At 72.6% G+C, this 16324-nt stretch carries 15 protein-coding genes; 5 read left to right on the forward strand and 10 right to left on the reverse strand.

Translation table 11 applies throughout. From position 1 onward, the window contains the following. Window positions 1-17: 17 nt before the first annotated feature. Window positions 18-1157, reverse strand: coding sequence for a 5-(carboxyamino)imidazole ribonucleotide synthase (locus OG392_RS14765; RefSeq protein ID WP_329279443.1), 1140 nt, complete (start codon window positions 1155-1157; stop codon window positions 18-20). Between the two features lie 188 nt (window positions 1158-1345). On the opposite strand from OG392_RS14765, the gene OG392_RS14770 reads away from it, so the two are divergent. After that, complete coding sequence (locus tag OG392_RS14770) at window positions 1346-1861, forward strand: GtrA family protein (RefSeq protein ID WP_329279445.1); 516 nt, start codon at window positions 1346-1348, stop codon at window positions 1859-1861. A gap of 77 nt (window positions 1862-1938) precedes the next feature. Here the strand turns inward: OG392_RS14770 and OG392_RS14775 are convergent, their stop codons facing one another. Both OG392_RS14775 and OG392_RS14780 read right to left on the reverse strand, forming a co-directional pair. Next, a complete protein-coding gene (locus OG392_RS14775; RefSeq protein ID WP_329279447.1) occupies window positions 1939-3210 on the reverse strand; it encodes an ATP-binding protein in 1272 nt (423 codons plus the stop codon). 51 nt (window positions 3211-3261) lie between these two features. Further along, entirely contained in the window at window positions 3262-3939 is a 678-nt protein-coding gene (locus tag OG392_RS14780) for a response regulator transcription factor (RefSeq protein ID WP_329279450.1), read from the reverse strand. A 429-nt stretch (window positions 3940-4368) separates the two neighbouring features. Here OG392_RS14780 and OG392_RS14785 point away from each other — a divergent pair, with 429 nt between their 5' ends. Further along, window positions 4369-5889 (forward strand): peptide MFS transporter, encoded by a 1521-nt coding sequence (locus OG392_RS14785; protein WP_329279452.1) that lies wholly within the window; start codon window positions 4369-4371, stop codon window positions 5887-5889. 71 nt (window positions 5890-5960) lie between these two features. Here OG392_RS14785 and OG392_RS14790 read toward each other — a convergent pair whose 3' ends face one another. From OG392_RS14790 to OG392_RS14815, 6 genes are all read right to left on the reverse strand, one after another. Continuing rightward, window positions 5961-7361 carry a hypothetical protein gene (locus OG392_RS14790; protein WP_329279453.1) on the reverse strand — a complete coding sequence of 467 codons (1401 nt, stop codon included), beginning with the start codon at window positions 7359-7361 and terminating at the stop codon, window positions 5961-5963. 14 nt (window positions 7362-7375) lie between these two features. Beyond that, entirely contained in the window at window positions 7376-8437 is a 1062-nt protein-coding gene (locus OG392_RS14795) for a hypothetical protein (RefSeq protein WP_329279454.1), read from the reverse strand. Beyond that, window positions 8434-9267: a hypothetical protein gene (locus OG392_RS14800; RefSeq protein WP_329279456.1), complete on the reverse strand. Its 834-nt coding sequence runs from the start codon at window positions 9265-9267 to the stop codon at window positions 8434-8436. Before OG392_RS14800 ends, OG392_RS14795 begins: the two co-directional genes overlap by 4 nt. Continuing rightward, the gene (locus tag OG392_RS14805; protein ID WP_329279457.1) at window positions 9267-9971 is read right to left on the reverse strand and encodes a peptidase; all 705 of its coding nucleotides are present in this window, start codon (window positions 9969-9971) and stop codon (window positions 9267-9269) included. Before OG392_RS14805 ends, OG392_RS14800 begins: the two co-directional genes overlap by 1 nt. Window positions 9972-10071: 100 nt before the next feature. Then, window positions 10072-10491: an ATP-binding protein gene (locus OG392_RS14810; protein WP_329279458.1), complete on the reverse strand. Its 420-nt coding sequence runs from the start codon at window positions 10489-10491 to the stop codon at window positions 10072-10074. 89 nt (window positions 10492-10580) lie between these two features. Next, a complete protein-coding gene (locus tag OG392_RS14815; RefSeq protein WP_329279459.1) occupies window positions 10581-10949 on the reverse strand; it encodes an STAS domain-containing protein in 369 nt (122 codons plus the stop codon). Window positions 10950-11169: 220 nt separating this feature from the next. Here OG392_RS14815 and OG392_RS14820 point away from each other — a divergent pair, with 220 nt between their 5' ends. The 3 genes from OG392_RS14820 (at window position 11170) to OG392_RS14830 (ending at window position 15694) form a co-directional block, all read left to right on the forward strand. After that, window positions 11170-12093, forward strand: coding sequence for an RNA polymerase sigma factor SigF (locus tag OG392_RS14820; RefSeq protein WP_329279461.1), 924 nt, complete (start codon window positions 11170-11172; stop codon window positions 12091-12093). 203 nt (window positions 12094-12296) lie between these two features. Next, window positions 12297-13520 carry a DegT/DnrJ/EryC1/StrS family aminotransferase gene (locus OG392_RS14825; RefSeq protein ID WP_329279464.1) on the forward strand — a complete coding sequence of 408 codons (1224 nt, stop codon included), beginning with the start codon at window positions 12297-12299 and terminating at the stop codon, window positions 13518-13520. Beyond that, window positions 13517-15694, forward strand: coding sequence for a lipopolysaccharide biosynthesis protein (locus OG392_RS14830; protein WP_443054780.1), 2178 nt, complete (start codon window positions 13517-13519; stop codon window positions 15692-15694). Before OG392_RS14825 ends, OG392_RS14830 begins: the two co-directional genes overlap by 4 nt. A 133-nt stretch (window positions 15695-15827) precedes the next feature. Here OG392_RS14830 and OG392_RS14835 read toward each other — a convergent pair whose 3' ends face one another. Next, a complete protein-coding gene (locus OG392_RS14835) occupies window positions 15828-16292 on the reverse strand; it encodes a hypothetical protein (protein ID WP_329279466.1) in 465 nt (154 codons plus the stop codon). Between the last annotated feature and the right edge of the window lie 32 nt (window positions 16293-16324).

Raw genomic sequence — 16324 nt, forward strand, 5'->3', positions numbered from 1 at the left:
GCCGGTGCTCGTGCTGCTCACTCGGTGATCGTTCCTCGCAGATAGCCGGCGGCGTGACGCGCGCGCTCCAGCACGTCGTCCAGGTCGTCGCCGTAGGTGTTGACGTGCCCCACCTTGCGGCCGGGCTTCACGTCCTTGCCGTACATGTGGATCTTGAGCTGCGGGTCCCTGGCCATGCAGTGCAGGTACGCGGAGTACATGTCCGGGTAGTCGCCGCCCAGGACATTGCACATCACGGTCCACGTCGCGCGCGGGCGCGGATCGCCGAGAGGCAGGTCGAGGACCGCCCGGACGTGGTTGGCGAACTGCGAGGTGATCGCGCCGTCCTGGGTCCAGTGGCCGGAGTTGTGCGGGCGCATCGCCAGTTCGTTGACGAGGATGCGGCCGTCGGTGGTCTCGAACAGCTCGACGGCCAGGTGGCCGACGACGCCGAGCTCCTTGGCGATGCGCAGGGCCAGCTCCTGGGCCTGACCGGCGAGCTCGCCGTCGAGGTCGGGCGCCGGGGCGATCACCGTGTCGCAGACGCCGTCGACCTGCCGGGACTCGACGACCGGGTAGGCGACGGCCTGGCCGTGCGGGGAGCGGACGATGTTCGCGGCGAGCTCGCGCGCGAAGTCGACCTTCTCCTCGGCGAGGACCGGGACACCCGCCAGGAAGGGATCGCGGGCGTCCTCGGGCTTCCGGACGAACCAGACGCCCTTGCCGTCGTAGCCGCCGCGCACGGTCTTGAGGATGATCGGGAAGCCGCCGGCCTCGGCGGCGAACGCCACCGCGTCCTCGGGGTCCGCCACGATGCGGTGCCGGGGGCTGGGGGCACCGATCTCGTCGAGCTTCGCGCGCATCACCCCCTTGTCCTGGGCGTGCACCAGCGCGTCGGGCCCGGGGCGGACGGGGATGCCGTCCGCCTCCAGGGCCCGCAGGTGCTCCGTGGGGACGTGCTCGTGATCGAAGGTGATCACGTCACATCCGCGCGCGAAGTCACGCAGCGTAGCCAGGTCGCGATAGTCGCCGACGACGACCTCGCTCACCACCTGCGCCGCAGAGTCCTGCGGGGTGTCGCTGAGGAGCTTGAACTTGATGCCGAGGGGGATGCCCGCCTCGTGGGTCATTCGGGCGAGCTGACCGCCACCGACCATGCCGACTACCGGGAACGTCACCCTCTTAGGGTATCCGCACCATCCGCGAACGCTCGTCCGGCTGTGGTTTGCCACAAGAACAGCGCTGGTGGGGGCCCGGTCGGGCAGGGGTTTCCGAGGTACACGGGCGGGTGACAGGAGCGCTGGTTAGCATGGTTGGGTTGACGTCACCCGGACGTCATCCGGACGGACGGGACAGAGCCATCACCATGAGTGAACCCGGCGCGCTGCGCACGCGACTCGACCGGCTCGCCCGGGAAGTCGCCAAATTCGGGGTCGTGGGCGGTCTCGGCGTCCTGGTGAACCTCGGCGTCTTCAACGTCGTCAGGGGTGCGACGGACATCCCGATGGTCCGGGCCAGCCTGATCGCCACCGTGGTCGCGATCGTCTTCAACTACGTGGGGTTCCGTTACTTCACGTACCGCGACCGGGACAAGTCCGGACGCACCAAGGAGATGTCGCTGTTCCTGCTGTTCAGCGTCGTCGGCATGGTCATCGAGAACGGTGTGCTCTACGCGGCGACGTACGGCTTCGGCTGGGACGGCCCGCTCGCGAGCAACTTCTTCAAGTTCTTCGGCATCGGCATCGGCACGCTGTTCCGCTTCTGGTCGTACCGCACGTGGGTGTTCCGCGCGCTGCCGGCGAAGGAGGCGGTGCAGACCGCCGAGTCGTTCCTGGAACAGGCGCCCCGGCAGGCGAGCCGGCGGCAGCCGGACCGCGTCTGAACCGCTGCTCCTCGAGACCCCCGGTCGGCACCGCCGACCGGGGGTCTCGTCCGTTCCGCGGCAGTGTGACGGCGGCCCTAGCGGACGGGGCGTTCCCGCTGCCTGTCCGCCACGCTGCGGACCTCGCGGCTCAGGAACAGGGCGAAGACCGGCGGCTGCTGCTGGAGGAGCTCCAGACGGCCGCCGTCCGCCTCCGCGAGGTCCCGGGCGACCGCCAGGCCGATGCCCGTGGAACTGCGGCCGCTGACGGCCCGCTCGAAGATCCGCGCGCCGAGGTCGGCTGGGACGCCCGGGCCCTCGTCGGTGACCTCGATCACCGACTGGTTGCCGGTGACCCGGGTCCGCAGGGCGACGGTGCCGCCGCCGTGCATGAGCGAGTTCTCGATCAGGGCCGCGAGGACCTGGGCGACGGCGCCCGGGGTGCCGACGGCCCGCATGCCCTGCTTGCCGGAGTGGACGATGGCCCGCCCCGCGCTGCGGTAGGCGGGCCGCCACTCCTCGATCTGCTGCTTGATGACCTCGTCGAGGTCGAAGGCGACGGCGGAGCCGGTGCGGGGGTCGCGGGAGTTCGTGAGCAGCCGCTCGACGACGTCGGTGAGCCGCTCGACCTGCGTGAGGGCGATCGTCGCCTCCTCCTTGACCGTGTCCAGGTCGTCGGCGAGCGCGACCTCCTCCAGGCGCATGGAGAGGGCGGTGAGGGGCGTACGGAGCTGGTGCGAGGCGTCCGCGGCCAGCCTGCGCTCGGCGGTGAGCATCCGGGCGATGCGTTCGGCGGAGGCGTCCAGGACGTCCGCGACGCGGTCCAGCTCGGGCACCCCGTACCGCTTGTGCCGGGGCCGCGGGTCGCCGGAGCCGAGGCGCTCGGCGGTCTCCGCGAGGTCGGTGAGCGGGGACGTCAGCTTGTTGGCCTGCCGTACGGCGAGGAGGACGGCGGCGACGACGGCGAGCAGGGCGACGGCGCCGATGATCATGAGGGTGCGGCCGACCTCGGCGGTCACCGCCGAGCGGGACTCCTCGACGACGACGGTCTCGCCGCGCTCGCCCCGGGCGGTGCCGCGGGTGACGTCGCCCTCCGGGCGGGTGCCGATCTCGATCGTGTCGCGGCCGGGGATGTGGATCTGGGCGTACCGCTTGGCGCCGCTCTGCTCGGACAGGATGTCCGGGTTGACCGGTTCGCCGCCGATGAGCCGGCTGTCGACGATGGAGACGATGCGGAGCGCCTCCAGGTCCACGCTCTCCTGGGCGCTGCTGGAGATGGTGCGGGTCTCGACGATGACGAGGGAGACGCCGAAGACGGCGATGACCACGAGGACGACGGCGAGGGTGGAGTTGATGAGGCGGCGGCGCACGGTTGCCCTCCGGGCGGGAACGGGAGACGTTCCCGACCTTACGGGCCCGTGCTAGCTCTTCTCGAAACGGAAGCCGACGCCTCTGACCGTGGCGATGTAGCGGGGGTTCGCCGCGTCGTCGCCCAGCTTCTTGCGGAGCCAGGAGATGTGCATGTCCAGGGTCTTCGTGGAGGACCACCACGTGGTGTCCCAGACCTCGCGCATCAGCTGGTCCCGGGTGACGACCCGGCCCGCGTCCCGGACCAGGACCCGCAGCAGGTCGAACTCCTTCGCCGTGAGCTGGAGCTCCTCGTCGCCCATCCAGGCCCGGTGTGACTCGACGTCGATCCGTACGCCGTGGGTCGAGGGGGCGACGACGGGCTCGGTGGAGCCGCGCCGGAGCAGCGCCCGGACGCGGGCGAGGAGTTCGGCGAGCCGGAACGGCTTGGTGACGTAGTCGTCGGCGCCCGCGTCGAGCCCCACGACCGTGTCGACCTCGTCGGCGCGGGCGGTGAGCACCAGGATCGGGACCGCGTGGCCCTCGGCGCGCAGTCGCCTGGCGACCTCGAGGCCGTCCATGCCGGGCAGGCCCAGGTCGAGGACGACCAGGTCCACGCCGCCCTGGAGTCCGGCGTCGAGGGCCGTCGGGCCGTCCTCGCGGACCTCGACCTCGTACCCCTCTCTCCGCAGGGCGCGGGCCAGCGGCTCCGAGATGGATGCGTCGTCCTCGGCGAGCAGTACACGGGTCATGGGGTGATGGTAGTCCGCACGGGTGGGAGGCCGGGGCGTGATCCACGGGGACGGAGGGAACCCTGGGGATCTTGTGGGTATCTTGCACATGACCTTCGAATGACCCTCTCCGGTTGCATACTCACCTGTGATCCATCTCTCAAGTCCTTCCATATCCGGCACTGTCGTGTCGTATGGTGGCTCGACGTCTGTAGCGGTAATCGGGGACCTTTGGCCAGCTTCGCGCGCCAAGGTCCTCTTTCTGCGTGAGGTCGGCTCAGCCGAACCTTGAGGACAGTGAATGACCTGTGGGCCGGGTCCCGGGACGCGAAGACGCATCTCCCGGGGCGTGGATCCCGGCGGAGTCCACTCCGATTCCGCCGGTGCCGGCCTCCCCCACCGGGCGCACCACGCTCACAAGGCGCGCGTCCCGACAGAGCAAGGATCGACATGGCGTCCAGCCTGACGACGGCTTCGGCCGGAACCCCCGGTTCCGAGAAGACGTTCTTCGGCCACCCCCGCGGCCTGGCCACCCTCTTCATGACCGAGATGTGGGAGCGCTTCTCCTACTACGGCATGCGGGCACTTCTCGTTCTGTACCTGGTCTCCGGCGGCGCGGACGCCGCGACCGGCAGTCAGGGTGGCGGCCTCGCGATGACCGCGGCGACGGCGACGGCGATCTACTCCGTCTACGTCTCGATGGTCTACCTGATGGCCATGCCCGGCGGCTGGTTCGGCGACCGCGTCTGGGGCGCCCGCAAGACCGTCACCATCGCCGGTTTCGTGATCATGGCGGGCCACGCCTCGCTCGCGATCCCCGGCCAGGCGATGTTCTTCGTCGGTCTGGCGCTCGTCGCCGCCGGCTCGGGTCTGCTCAAGGCCAACATCTCCACGATGGTCGGCCACCTCTACGACGGACCGGACGACCCGCGCCGTGACGGTGGCTTCACGCTCTTCTACGTCGGCATCAACCTCGGTGCCTTCGTGGCGCCGTTCGTGGTCGGCACCGTCGGCGAGAAGGTCAACTGGCACCTCGGCTTCGCCCTCGCGGCGGTGGGCATGGGTCTCGGCCTGCTCCAGTTCCTGACGGGCACGAAGAACCTCAGCGCCAAGAGCAACGTCGTCCCGAACCCGCTCAGCCCGGCCGAGCGCAAGGGCATCCTGGTCAAGGTCTCCCTGGTCGTCGTCCTCGCCGCCGCCTTCTACGGCGTGATCGTCGGCCTGGGCATGTACACCCTGAACTGGGCGCTGGTCCCGATCACCCTCGCGGGCCTGATCATCCCAGTCGCCGTCCTGGTCCGCATCAAGCGCGACAAGGACCTCGACAAGACCGAGCAGTCGAAGATGACCGGCTACATCTGGTTCTTCGTCGCCGCCGCGATCTTCTGGATGATCTACGACCAGGGCGGCTCGACGCTGTCGCTGTTCGCGGACGACAAGACCGCCGGCACCGTCTTCGGCTTCGGCTTCCCGGCCACCTGGTACCAGTCGCTGAACCCGCTCTTCGTGATGGCGCTGGCCCCGGTCTTCGCGTGGCTGTGGCTCTGGCTGGCCCGCAAGAACCAGGAGCCGAACACCATCGTGAAGTTCGCGATGGGTCTGGTTCTCGTCGGCGCGTCCTTCTTCGTCTTCGTCGTCCCGATGAACATGGCGGGCGACGGCACCAAGGTCTCCCCGATGTGGCTGGTCTCGATCTACATGATCCAGACCATCGGTGAGCTGTGCCTCTCCCCGGTCGGCCTCTCCGTCACCACGAAGATGGCGCCGCAGAAGTACGCCTCCCAGATGATGGGCGTGTGGTTCCTCGCCGTCACCGCGGGCGACTGCACCACGGGTCTGCTCTCGCTGGCCGGTGTCGACCTCAACGGCACGGGGATCATCGCCATGCAGGCGAGCCTGGCCGTGTTGGCGGGCTTGGCGATCTACATGTACCGCAAGAAGGTCCAGGGCCTCATGGGCAGCGTCCACTGACCTCCCCCGCACGGCCGTGAGGGCCGCCGCACCGATCCGGTGCGGCGGCCCTCCGCCGTCTCCGCCCCGCGTCAGCGCCTGAGGCGCGCCCACGGGGTGAAGGTGAACACCGCGCCGCCGAGCAGGATCACCGTGCCCGCGACGAGGGCGAGGGCGCGCAGGGCGCCGTCGTCCTCGGCACCGGTCTCGGCGAGGTTTCCGCCGTCGGAGCCGCCGGAGCCGCTGCCGCTGCCGCTGCCGGAACCCGAGCCGCTGCCCGAGCCGGAGCCGTCGCCGCCCGAGGCGCCGCCGGCCTGCTTGCTCGTGTCCAGTTCGAGGGAGGCCTTGACGGCGCCCTTCACCTGGCACGGGATGTCCATGTTCGACGTGCCGAGGGTGACCTTGATGGTCAGCGTGCCGGGGCTGAGCGTGGACTTGCCGGTCGCTCCGGGCTTGTACGTGCCCTTCATGTCCGGCAGGTTCACCGGGTCGCCCAGTTTCAGCGCGGTGGGGTTCGGGGGTCCCGAGACGTTCACCGTGCCGTTGTCGGCTCCGCCGACCTTGACCGCCATGGAGGCCTTGAGGGCTCCCGCGGGGAGGGCGGCGGGGCTGTTCATGACGCCCTTGGCCGTCTTGACCGTGAGGTCGTACACACCGCCGTTCTTCTTGGCGTCGATCGTCACCTTGCCGTTGATCGGGTCCGGGCCGGGTGCCGTGCAGCCGAACGTGACGGCGACCTCCTCACCGGGGAAGGACGTCTCACCGCCGCCCCCGCCGCTGGAGGATCCGCCGGAGGCCGAGCCGGAGCCCGAGGTGGAGGATCCGCCGGAGGACGTCGTCGAGGAGCCGCCGGTGGTGGTCGAGCCGCCGGTGGTGGTCGAGCCGCTCGTGTTGCCGCCGGACGTCGTCGTACCGCCGGTGGTCGTCGTGGACCCGCCGTTCGTGGCGCCCGTCGTGGTGCCGCCGCCGGCCGTGACCTTGATCGTGGCGCCGACCGGAACGGTCTCCTTCGGCGCGCACTTCGTGTCCGTGGACAGCGGCTTGGACACGTTGATCGTGTACTTGTCGGGCGTGAGGGTGATCTCGCCCTCCTTCGTCAGTTTCAGCTTCCCCTTCATCTCGGGCAGCACCATCGGGCTGTTCTTGGGGATCGGCGGGTTCTGCCGGGGTCCCTCCATCGCGACGGTGCCGGTCCCCGCGCCGCCCACGGTGAGCGACCCGGTCGGCTTGACCGTGTCCTTGCCGAGATCGAGCACGTCGGGGTTCTTCGACGCGGCCTGGACCGTCTTCCAGACGATCTCGACCTCGTCGCCGACCTTGGCCTCCGCCGGTGCCGTGATCTGCACCTTCGTCGTGCCCTGCACGGGCGGAAGCCCGGAGATGGACGGCGGGATGCACTCCGTCTTGTACGAGACCTCGGCGGCCTGGGCGGGGCCGGCGGAAATCATGATCCCCGCGCCGCCGAGCATCAGCGCGACTCCGGCCGCGCTCATCCTCCGTTGCGTACTCACGCATGTCCCTTCGTCGTCGGGCTGCTCTCTGGGGCTGACGGTGCGGAGTCAGGACTGAACCACGGCAGGACCGCGGTCGGTTCGTCGTCCCCCGGGCCCCGGGGCGCGGAGGCGCGCGCGGGGGCGGGGGCACGGGTACGGAGCCGGGCCAGGGGCGCCCCGGGGCGCGCCCGGGGCCGGGGCCCGTCGGGGCTGCTCGCGGGACGGACCCGGTCCACCACGGCCATCCCGATCCGGAACAGCGCCGCCGGGACGACCACGGCGAGCAGCAGCCAGAAGAGCGTCACGCCCCAGGGCCTGCCGACCCCCCACGGCTGTTCGACCAGGACCTTGCCCCCGTACCGCACGGAGACCTGGTAGTCGCCGTGCGCGCCCGCCGTCAGTTCGACGGGGAGCCGGACGAGGGCCTTCTCGCCGGGGGCGATCGTGCCGCGCCACTGGCGTTCCTCGTACTGCGGCGCGAACACGCCGTGGCTGGAGCCGACCTGGAAGACCGGGTCCTTCACGGGGGCCGGACCGAGGTTGCCGACGGTGAAGACGATCCGGCGGCTCGGCGGCGCCCCGAACCAGGTGAGGAGCCCGCTGGAGCCGTCGAGGCGTACGGCGGCGAGGACGGCGAGCCGCCCGTCGCCCGAGGCCTCGGGGAGCGGCGCGACGGGATGCCCGGCCACGGTGAACTCCCGGTCGACGGCGTCCTGCTGGCCGGTCACCCCGGCGACGTGCACCACGCAGGGGCAGGGCTTGGGCGGTTCGGCGACCGGGAGCTTCGCGCTGAAGCCGCCGCGGGCGTCGACGGTGGCGGCCCGGCCCTCGGTGTTGGCGCAGGAGTTGGTGCCGCCGATGACGCCCTTGCCGGGCGCGGACTGGCCGCAGATCAGCAGCATGAGCAGCGCGCCGGGCTTCCAGCCGCTGCCGCTGACGGTGACCTCGCCGCCCTTGCCGCCCTCCGCCTGGGAGAGCTCGACGGCGGGACCGGGGGCCGCGACGGCGGGGGCGGCCGGGAGGAGGCCGAGGGCGAGCACGGTGACGAGCGCCGCCGCTGTACGTGTCCACCTCATGTGCGCACTCCCGCCGGGGCTCGCTGGGTACGGGGCCTGGCGTACCGCCGTAGCGCGTATCCGCCGCCGCCCGCCGCGAGCAGCAGCAGTCCGGCCGCCCCGGCGAGCGCCGGGCCCGAGGCGAAGGATGCCTCGGCGCGGGCGGTGGCCGGGGCCGCGCCCTCGGCGGTGGCGGTCAGCCGCACGGTGACGGAGTCGAGGGCCGGCGGGTCGGGCCAGGCTTCGGTACGGGTGGCCCGCTGACCGGGCCGCAGGGTGAGCGGCAGGGCCCGGCCCGGCCGGTCGAGGACGGTGCCGAGGACGCCCTCGGCGCGCACCGCGAGGTGCGGGACGAGGACGGTGGTGCCCCGGTTGACCAGGGTGTAGCGGAGGGCGCCGGTCTCGGTGTCGACGTGGACGCCCTCGACGGTGAGCGCGGCGAGCCTCGGTCCGCTGACCCGCAGCCGCAGGTCGACGCGCACCTCGCGGCCGTCCGCCGAGGCCCGTACCGCGCCGCGGTGTTCGCCGGGCGGTGTGTCCGCGGTGACGGTCACGGCGAAGGGCACGTCCGCCCGGGTGCGGGCGGGGACGGTCACCGTCCGGGCGGCGAAGGACACCGGTGCGCCCTGGCCGCTGAGCCGGACGGTGAGCGGCCGGGCGCCGGGGTTGGTCAGCGACAGGGTGTCCTGGAGGACGCTGCCGGCGGGGCCCTCCAGATAGGCGTACGGCCGCCCGGCGGCGGGTGCCGCCGTCCAGGAGACCGGGGTCCGGGCGTCCGAGGGCGCCGCCGCGACCGCGCCGAGGAGGGCGGTCGCGGCGGCCACGAGCCCGGTGCGTGCCGCCGTCCGCATCAGCGAGCCGTGCGCCGCGTGAGCCAGAGGACTCCGGCCGCGCCGGTGAGGAGGACGGTGCCGCCGAGGGTGCCGAGGGCGACGGCGGAGTCGAGCGGGCCGGTCTTGGGCAGTTCGGCGCCCGTGTCCGCCTCGTCCTCGCCCCTGTCGGCGGGCGGCGGGGTGCCGGAGCCGCCGGAGAGTCCGGTCACCTCCAGTTCGAGGGCGGCCTCGGGGTTGTTCTTCGGGGTGCAGACGGCCGCGTCCATGCCGAGCGCGTGCACCGTCAGCGTCCCGGCCGTGAAGGTGACCTTGCCGTTCTTCTTCGGGGTGTACGTGCCCGTGAGGGTGCCGATCCTGATCGGGGTGTCGGGAGGGATGGCGGCGGTGTTCGGCGTGCCCTTGACCTTGACGGTGCCGGAGTCGGCGCCGCCGAGGACGAGTTCGGCGCGCGGTGTCATGACGCCCTTGGGCAGTTCGACCGGGCTGTCGGAGACGCCCTTCTCGAACGACATGGTGATCGTGTACGCGCTGCCGTTCTTGACGGCCTTGATGTCGACGGGCGAGACGGCGCCCTTGGGCCCGATCTTCGTCTCGCAGGCGTAGTCGACGTCGACGACGGCCGCCTGGGCGGTCGGCGCGCCGGCGAGCACGGCCACGCCCGCCACCGCGACCGCCGCCGTGAGCGCGGCGGTCGTTCTCCTCCGGTTCGGCTCCTTGGACACCCCGAGCACCCCTCACCGCAATGGAACTGACGGTCTTTCAGATTGGGCGTCAAGGTACGCCCGGGGCCTTGCGGAGGGAAGAAGAGGGACGGTGAAAGTCCTAGGCGGGTGCGGAGAGTTCGGCCCAGACCGTCTTTCCGGGGGCGCCGGGGGTGCGCTCGATGCCCCAGTCGAGGCAGAGCCGCTGCACGATGAACATGCCGTGGCCGCCCGGGCGCCCGGACCGGTGCGGGGTGCGGGGTGCGGGGGTTCCGGCGCCCCGGTCGGTGACTTCGAGGCGCAGCGCCTTGGGCAGGCGCAGCACGCGGAGGCGCTCGGGGCCCTCGGCGTGCAGGCAGGCGTTGGTGACGAGCTCGGAGACGACGAGCAGGACGTCCTCGGCGGCGGCCCTGCGGTCGGCGCTGGCGGCCGGCAGCCAGCCCCACTCGTGGAGCGCGGACCGCGTGAAGTCACGCGCGAGCGGGACGGTGCCGCTGGTCTCGCCGAGGGCGAGCGTACGGACGTCGGAAGCTTGGTCCATCAGCGCTTCACCTCACCGATCGACGGGACAGAGGGCGGGACGTACGGGCGGTGCGGGGCCGGTTCGTGGGGGCGGGCCGGCCGGACCGCTCAGCCGGGCAGGGCTGTGGCGAGTGTCTCGTGCACGGTGAAGACGGCCTCCGCGCCCGTGATGTGGAACACCCGGGCCACCGCGGGCCTCATCCCCACGAGATGGACGCCACCACCGGCGGCGTCCGCCCTCAGCCGGGCGCCGAGGAGCACGTTGAGCCCGGTCGAGTCGCAGAACTCCAGACCCGAGCAGTCGACGACGAGCCGCGAGCGGCCCTCGTCCAGCGCCCGGTCCAGGGGGGAGCGCAGCAGTTCGGCCGTGTAGTGATCGAGCTCACCCACCGGAGCGAGGACTTCGTTCCCGTCCACGGTCCGGACCTCGACCCGCAACCGCGCGGGCGGTGCGCTGCCGATGTTCTCGCGGTCCATGGCCGTGCCTCTTTCGCTCTCGCGGATGCCGACTGACGTGCCTCGAACCCTACAAGCGAGGCGCCCCGCAATGCACACAGGGTCCACCACATACCGGACATAGCGGATTATCGATACTTGCGGCCTTCACCGTCGAGCAGGTAGGGCTAGAGGAGAACACCCGACACGACCGGCTTCGGAGGCGCCGCAAACCGCAGCAGAGGACCCACGAAGGAGACCCATGTCACCCCGGCTCGACGCCCCGCGTACCCCCGACGCGCCGTCGGCAGCAGTCCCCCTGGACCATCCGCTCGACCCCGCCGAGTTCTCCCCCGAGCTCTCGCACGACCAGGCGTTCGCGCTCCCGTTCGACCGTCCGCTCGACGGCATCGGACCCGTCGACGCGCGCGCCCTGTCGAAGCAGCTCTTCGCCCGGCTCGCCGAGCTGGAGGAGGGCACCCACGACCACGCGTACGTCCGCAACACCCTCGTCGAACTGAACCTGGCCCTGGTCAAGTTCGCCGCCGCGCGCTTCGGCACCCGCAGCGAGCCGATGGAGGACATCGTCCAGGTCGGCACCATCGGCCTCATCAAGGCGATCGACCGCTTCGAGCTCACCCGCGGCGTGGAGTTCCCCACCTTCGCGATGCCCACGATCATCGGCGAGATCAAGCGCTTCTTCCGCGACACCTCGTGGTCCGTGCACGTGCCCCGCAGGCTCCAGGAGCTGCGGCTCGACCTCGCCAAGGCGGGCGACGCGCTCGCCCAGCGCCTCGACCGCGCCCCGACCGTCGCCGAACTCGCCGAGGAACTCGGCATCGCGCCGGAGGAGGTCGTCGAGGGCATGGCCGCGAGCAACGCGTACACCGCGAGCTCGCTCGACGCGCAGCCCGACGAGGAGGAGGGCCCCGGCGGCGAGGCCACGCTCGCCGACCGGCTGGGCTACGAGGACCACGGACTCACCGGGATCGAGTACATCGCCTCCCTGAAGCCGATGATCGCCTCGCTGCCCGCCCGCGACCGGCACATCCTCTCCCTCCGCTTCGTCTCCGGCATGACCCAGTCGGAGATCGGCACCGAGCTCGGCATCTCCCAGATGCACGTGTCCCGGCTGCTCGCCCGCACCCTCGCCAGGCTGCGCCGGGGGCTCACTCTGGAGGAATGACCTCCACCGGCTTCCCCGAGCCGCCAAAATGGCTGCGGAAAGGGCCCGTTCACGGTCTTTCGACCGGTGACGGGCCCTTCCGCATGCCACGCCCCGGACCGCTCACGCAGCGGCCCGGACGACCAACCGGGCGACCGGGGGGTCGTGTTGACGCGGCGTCCGGAATGGGCCACATTGAGCCCGGGGGTTCAGGGGGGAATCACATGCTGTCTGCGTACGCGGAACTGGAAGAACGCATGCGCGGCCGGGTCGGAGGCAGGGAGTGCCTCTACGTGCCGTCGTGCCGCTTCGGGCTCTATCTCGCGCTGCGCCACTGGTGCCGTCCCGGCGGCAGGGTACTGATGTCGCCGGTCAACGACGACGTCATCTTCTTCGTCGTCCTGGCCGCCGGACTCCGCCCCGTCCAGGCACCGCTCGACCCCCGGGACGGCTCGATCGACACGGCCGCCGTGCCCGAGTCCGTCTGGGGGGACCTCGCCGCCGTCCTCACCACCAATCTGTACGGCAATCCCGACCCGGCTCCCGAGCTGCGGGGCCACTGCGACCGGCTAGGCATCCCGCTGATCGAGGACGCGGCCCACGCCATCGGCTCCACCGTCGGCGGGCGCCCGGTCGGCACGTACGGCGAGGCGTCCGTCTTCAGCCTCTCGAAGCACACCGGCGCAAAGACCGGCGGCTTCCTGACCCTCGCCGACCCGGCGCTGCGCGAGGAACTCGCCGCCGCCCGCGAGGCGTTGCTGCACCCGACCCGCCCCACCGCCGAACTCGCCCACCTCGTACGGCCGTACGCCGAGTCCACCCTGCGCGCGCTGCGCCTGGTCGGGGCCGCGCGGGCGGCCGTCCGGCGGCTCGGCCTGGAGGAACGGGAGGAGATCCGGATGCCGCTCCGCGCCGAGGAGCTGACGCGGGCCCTGACGGCGGCGCCCGCGCTCGAACCCTTCCACTCCTGGGTCCGGGTCGACATGCACGACTACCGGCTGCGCCCCGGCGCCGGCCGGCTCCGCCGCACCACCCGCGGATTCGCCCGGCTCGACGACGTCCTCGACGCCCACCGGACGGGCACCGCCCTGCTCCTGGCCGGCGAGTACGGCACGGCCGAGGCGTTCCCGGGCGGTCCGCCGGCATCCGCCCCGGCGGGCGCGCCGCAGCCGCTCTACCGGGTGCCGCTGCTCGTCGAGGACCGGGACGCGGCCGTCGCCGCCCTCGCCCGGCGCCGGATCACCACCGGCTACCTCTACGACCCGCCGCTCGACAGCTACGCCGGAGAGGCCTTCACCGACCCCTCCCCCGCGCCGGAACCGGCAGCCTGGTTCGCCCGGCACGCCCTCCCGGTGGACCCGCGCCGCGCCGCCGAGACCCTCGCGGTGCTGCGCGGCGCCGGGATCCGCCCGGCTCGGCCGTCGATGGTCCGCGGCGGGTCGCGGTGACGGTACGGCTGCGGGGCTCCGCCCGGGACGACACGGCCGGTGCGACGGACACGCCGGGCACGACGGACACAGAGGACGCCGCGCGCCGCGAGACCGCCACGGCCGGGGCGGAGGACGACTCGGGGCCCGCTGCGCGTTCCGCCTCCGACGACGGCTCCATGTTCCGCAACGCCTACGCGCTGATGCTCTCCACCGGCGTCTCCGCCGCCCTCGGGCTCGGTTTCTGGCTGATCGCCGCCCGCTACTACTCGGAGGAGGCCGTCGGCCAGGGCTCCGCCGCCATCGCGGCGCAGCGGATGCTCGCCTCGATCACCGCGACCACCCTGTCCGGCGCGGTCGTCCGGTACGTGCCCCGGGCCGGCCGGGCCACCGGCCCGCTGGTCGTGCGCCTGTACCTGTTCAGCACCGTCGTCGTCGCGGCGGCCTGCGGTGTCTTCCTGCTCACCATCGACCTGTGGGGACCCTCGTACGCGCCGCTCGGAGGCGTCTCCGCCGGGATCTTCTTCACCGCGTCCGCCGTGGGCTGGGCCCTGCTCACCCTCCAGGACGGGGTGCTCACCGGGCTGAGACGGGCGATCTGGGTGCCCGTCGGCAATGCCGTCTTCTCGCTCGGCAAACTCGTCCTGCTCGTCCTGCTGGCGACGGCCGTGCCGGTCCTCGGCGTCTTCGTCTCCTGGGCGGCGGCGATCGTGCTCTCCGTGCTGCCGCTGGGCTGGCTCGTGTTCCGCCGGCTCATCCCCCAGCAGGCCCGCGCCGACCGGGACCGCGAGCCGCCGGGCATGCGGGAGATCGGCCGGTTCATCGCCGGGGACTCGGTCGGCGCGTTCTTCAGCCTCATCATGATCAGCCTGCTGCCGGTGATGGTCGCCGTCCGCTTCGACGCCGCCCACAACGCCTTCTTCTACACGGCGTACACCGTCGGCGGCACCATGGAGTTCATGGCCATCAACATGGCCTCCTCGCTCACCGCGCACGCCTCGCACAGCCCCGAGTCCCTCGCCGAAGGGGTGCGGGGCGCCCTGCGCCGCATGGTGCTGCTGCTCGTCCCGGTCGTCCTCGTCCTCGTCGTGTTCGCGCCCCTGATCCTCGCCCCCTTCGGCCAGGGCTACCAGGAGAACGGCTCCACCGTGCTGCGGCTCCTCGCCGCCGCCGCGCTCCCCCGGGTCGCCGTGGAGCTCTACATCGGCGTGCTGCGGGTCCAGGGCCGGACGGGCATGCTCGCCGTCCTCCAGGGCGCCATGTGCGTCCTGGTCCTCGGCAGCGCGGCCGTGCTGCTCGGCCCGTACGGCATCAGCGGCGCCGGGTTCGCCGTCCTCGGCGCGATGACCCTCATGGCGGTGGCGTGCGTGCCGGGCCTGCGGGCCACCCTCAAGGGCCGCACGCCGGCCGAGCGACCCCGGGCGGCGGCCCGGGTGAAGGAGCGCGAGGAGGACGGCTACGGCACCAACTGGGCCCGGGAGAGCGCCTATCTGCGCGGGGCGCACGAGTCGGTGACGCCGGCCTTCGGCATCCCCGTGTACGTACCCCGGCCGCGTGACGACGAGCCCGCCGGCCCGCTCGCACGGCCCCTGCCGACGCCGGTGTCCCGGCCGGAGGAGCCGGACGCGCCCGACCGGTGGGGGACCTGGCTGTGGCTCGCTCTCGGCCTCGCGGCCGGGCTGTTCTGGTTCCCGCTCGCCCGGTCCGGCGAGCTGGACGTGGCGACGCTGTCGGGAACCGGACTGCTCGCCGCGCTGCCGCGGGTCACCCTGGGCGCCGGGCTGCTCCTGGTCGCCCTCCAGGGCGCCGCCGTCGGACTCCGGTTCTTCCGGCCCGTGTTCGCCGCGGTGGTCCTGCTCGCCACCTTCCTGGCCCTGCACACGGCTCCGCCGCTGCTCGGCCTGCGGCCGGCCGACGCGGCGGGTCCGGGGGCGGCGCTCCTGGGCGAAGGCGTCGAGCGGGCGGTCGTCCCGATCGCCCTCCAGGCCCTGAGTCTGCTCCTGACGGCCGTGCTGCTGCGGGTGGTCGGGGCGGGTGCGCGGGTCACCGCCGGTGTGGTGTGGGTCCTGGTCTGGGCGGGCTGGGCGGGTCAGCAGGCCTTCGCCACCGCCCCGCTCCCGCTCTTCCTCGGCCTGGCCGGCGGCACGATGGCGGTGTGCGCCTTCCGGGGCCTGACGTCGGGGCGCCGCCCGTAGGGGGTGCTACCGGTCCGGCACGTCCTGCCGGAGGTACGGGCCCCGCCCGGAGACGCGGTATCCCTCCGGGCCGGGACCGGAGTCGACGGTCGGATCGCAGCCGGGCCGGGGGCGCCCCGGTCGTGCCGTCCGGTCACCCGCTCCCACGGGTCCCTCGTGTGCGCGGCCGGGGCAGCCGGAACCGGAGCGTGCCGTCGCCGGAGGGCCGGGCGCCGTCGCGCTCGACGGCCCCGCGCGTGGCGGCGGGCAGCGGAACGCCGGGCAGGACGGCGACGACGCTCACGAAGACGGCGAGGACGACGAGGAAGACCGTCAGCGAGAAGGCCTTCGCCAGGAACAGGGTGGTCGCGACGAGGGTGGCCACGGACAGGCTGACCGGCGCGGCCAGCGCCAGCGCCTCCAGACGGGCACCGGGGCGCAGTCCGAGCGGCTGGGGCAGCAGCAGGGCCAGGCCCGGCGCGAGGACGACGAAGGCGAGCACGGGGATCCAGCGCGCCGGGGAGCCGCCGGGGAGGGCGGTCGCCGCGAGGGCGACCCATCCGGAGGCCGCGAGCGCGGCTCTGCGCTGGACGCGCGGGGTCAGGCGTGGGTGGGCCATGGCGTACCTGCTCCTCGTACGGGTGGACCGAC

Origin of the sequence: Streptomyces sp. NBC_00691 (assembly GCF_036226665.1) — a bacterium.
Classification (GTDB): domain Bacteria; phylum Actinomycetota; class Actinomycetes; order Streptomycetales; family Streptomycetaceae; genus Streptomyces.

Bases quoted from the DNA above. Each gene is read 5' to 3' on its own strand.
- OG392_RS14820 (WP_329279461.1), top strand. From the start codon at position 11,170: ATGTCACCCCGGCTCGACGCCCCGCGTACCCCCGACGCGCCGTCGGCA.
- OG392_RS14825 (WP_329279464.1), top strand. From the start codon at position 12,297: ATGCTGTCTGCGTACGCGGAACTGGAAGAACGCATGCGCGGCCGGGTC.
- OG392_RS14800 (WP_329279456.1), bottom strand. From the start codon at position 9,267: ATGCGGACGGCGGCACGCACCGGGCTCGTGGCCGCCGCGACCGCCCTC.
- OG392_RS14815 (WP_329279459.1), bottom strand. From the start codon at position 10,949: ATGGACCGCGAGAACATCGGCAGCGCACCGCCCGCGCGGTTGCGGGTC.
- OG392_RS14810 (WP_329279458.1), bottom strand. From the start codon at position 10,491: ATGGACCAAGCTTCCGACGTCCGTACGCTCGCCCTCGGCGAGACCAGC.
- OG392_RS14795 (WP_329279454.1), bottom strand. From the start codon at position 8,437: ATGAGGTGGACACGTACAGCGGCGGCGCTCGTCACCGTGCTCGCCCTC.
- OG392_RS14780 (WP_329279450.1), bottom strand. From the start codon at position 3,939: ATGACCCGTGTACTGCTCGCCGAGGACGACGCATCCATCTCGGAGCCG.
- OG392_RS14835 (WP_329279466.1), bottom strand. From the start codon at position 16,292: ATGGCCCACCCACGCCTGACCCCGCGCGTCCAGCGCAGAGCCGCGCTC.
- OG392_RS14790 (WP_329279453.1), bottom strand. From the start codon at position 7,361: ATGAGCGCGGCCGGAGTCGCGCTGATGCTCGGCGGCGCGGGGATCATG.
- OG392_RS14785 (WP_329279452.1), top strand. From the start codon at position 4,369: ATGGCGTCCAGCCTGACGACGGCTTCGGCCGGAACCCCCGGTTCCGAG.
- OG392_RS14770 (WP_329279445.1), top strand. From the start codon at position 1,346: ATGAGTGAACCCGGCGCGCTGCGCACGCGACTCGACCGGCTCGCCCGG.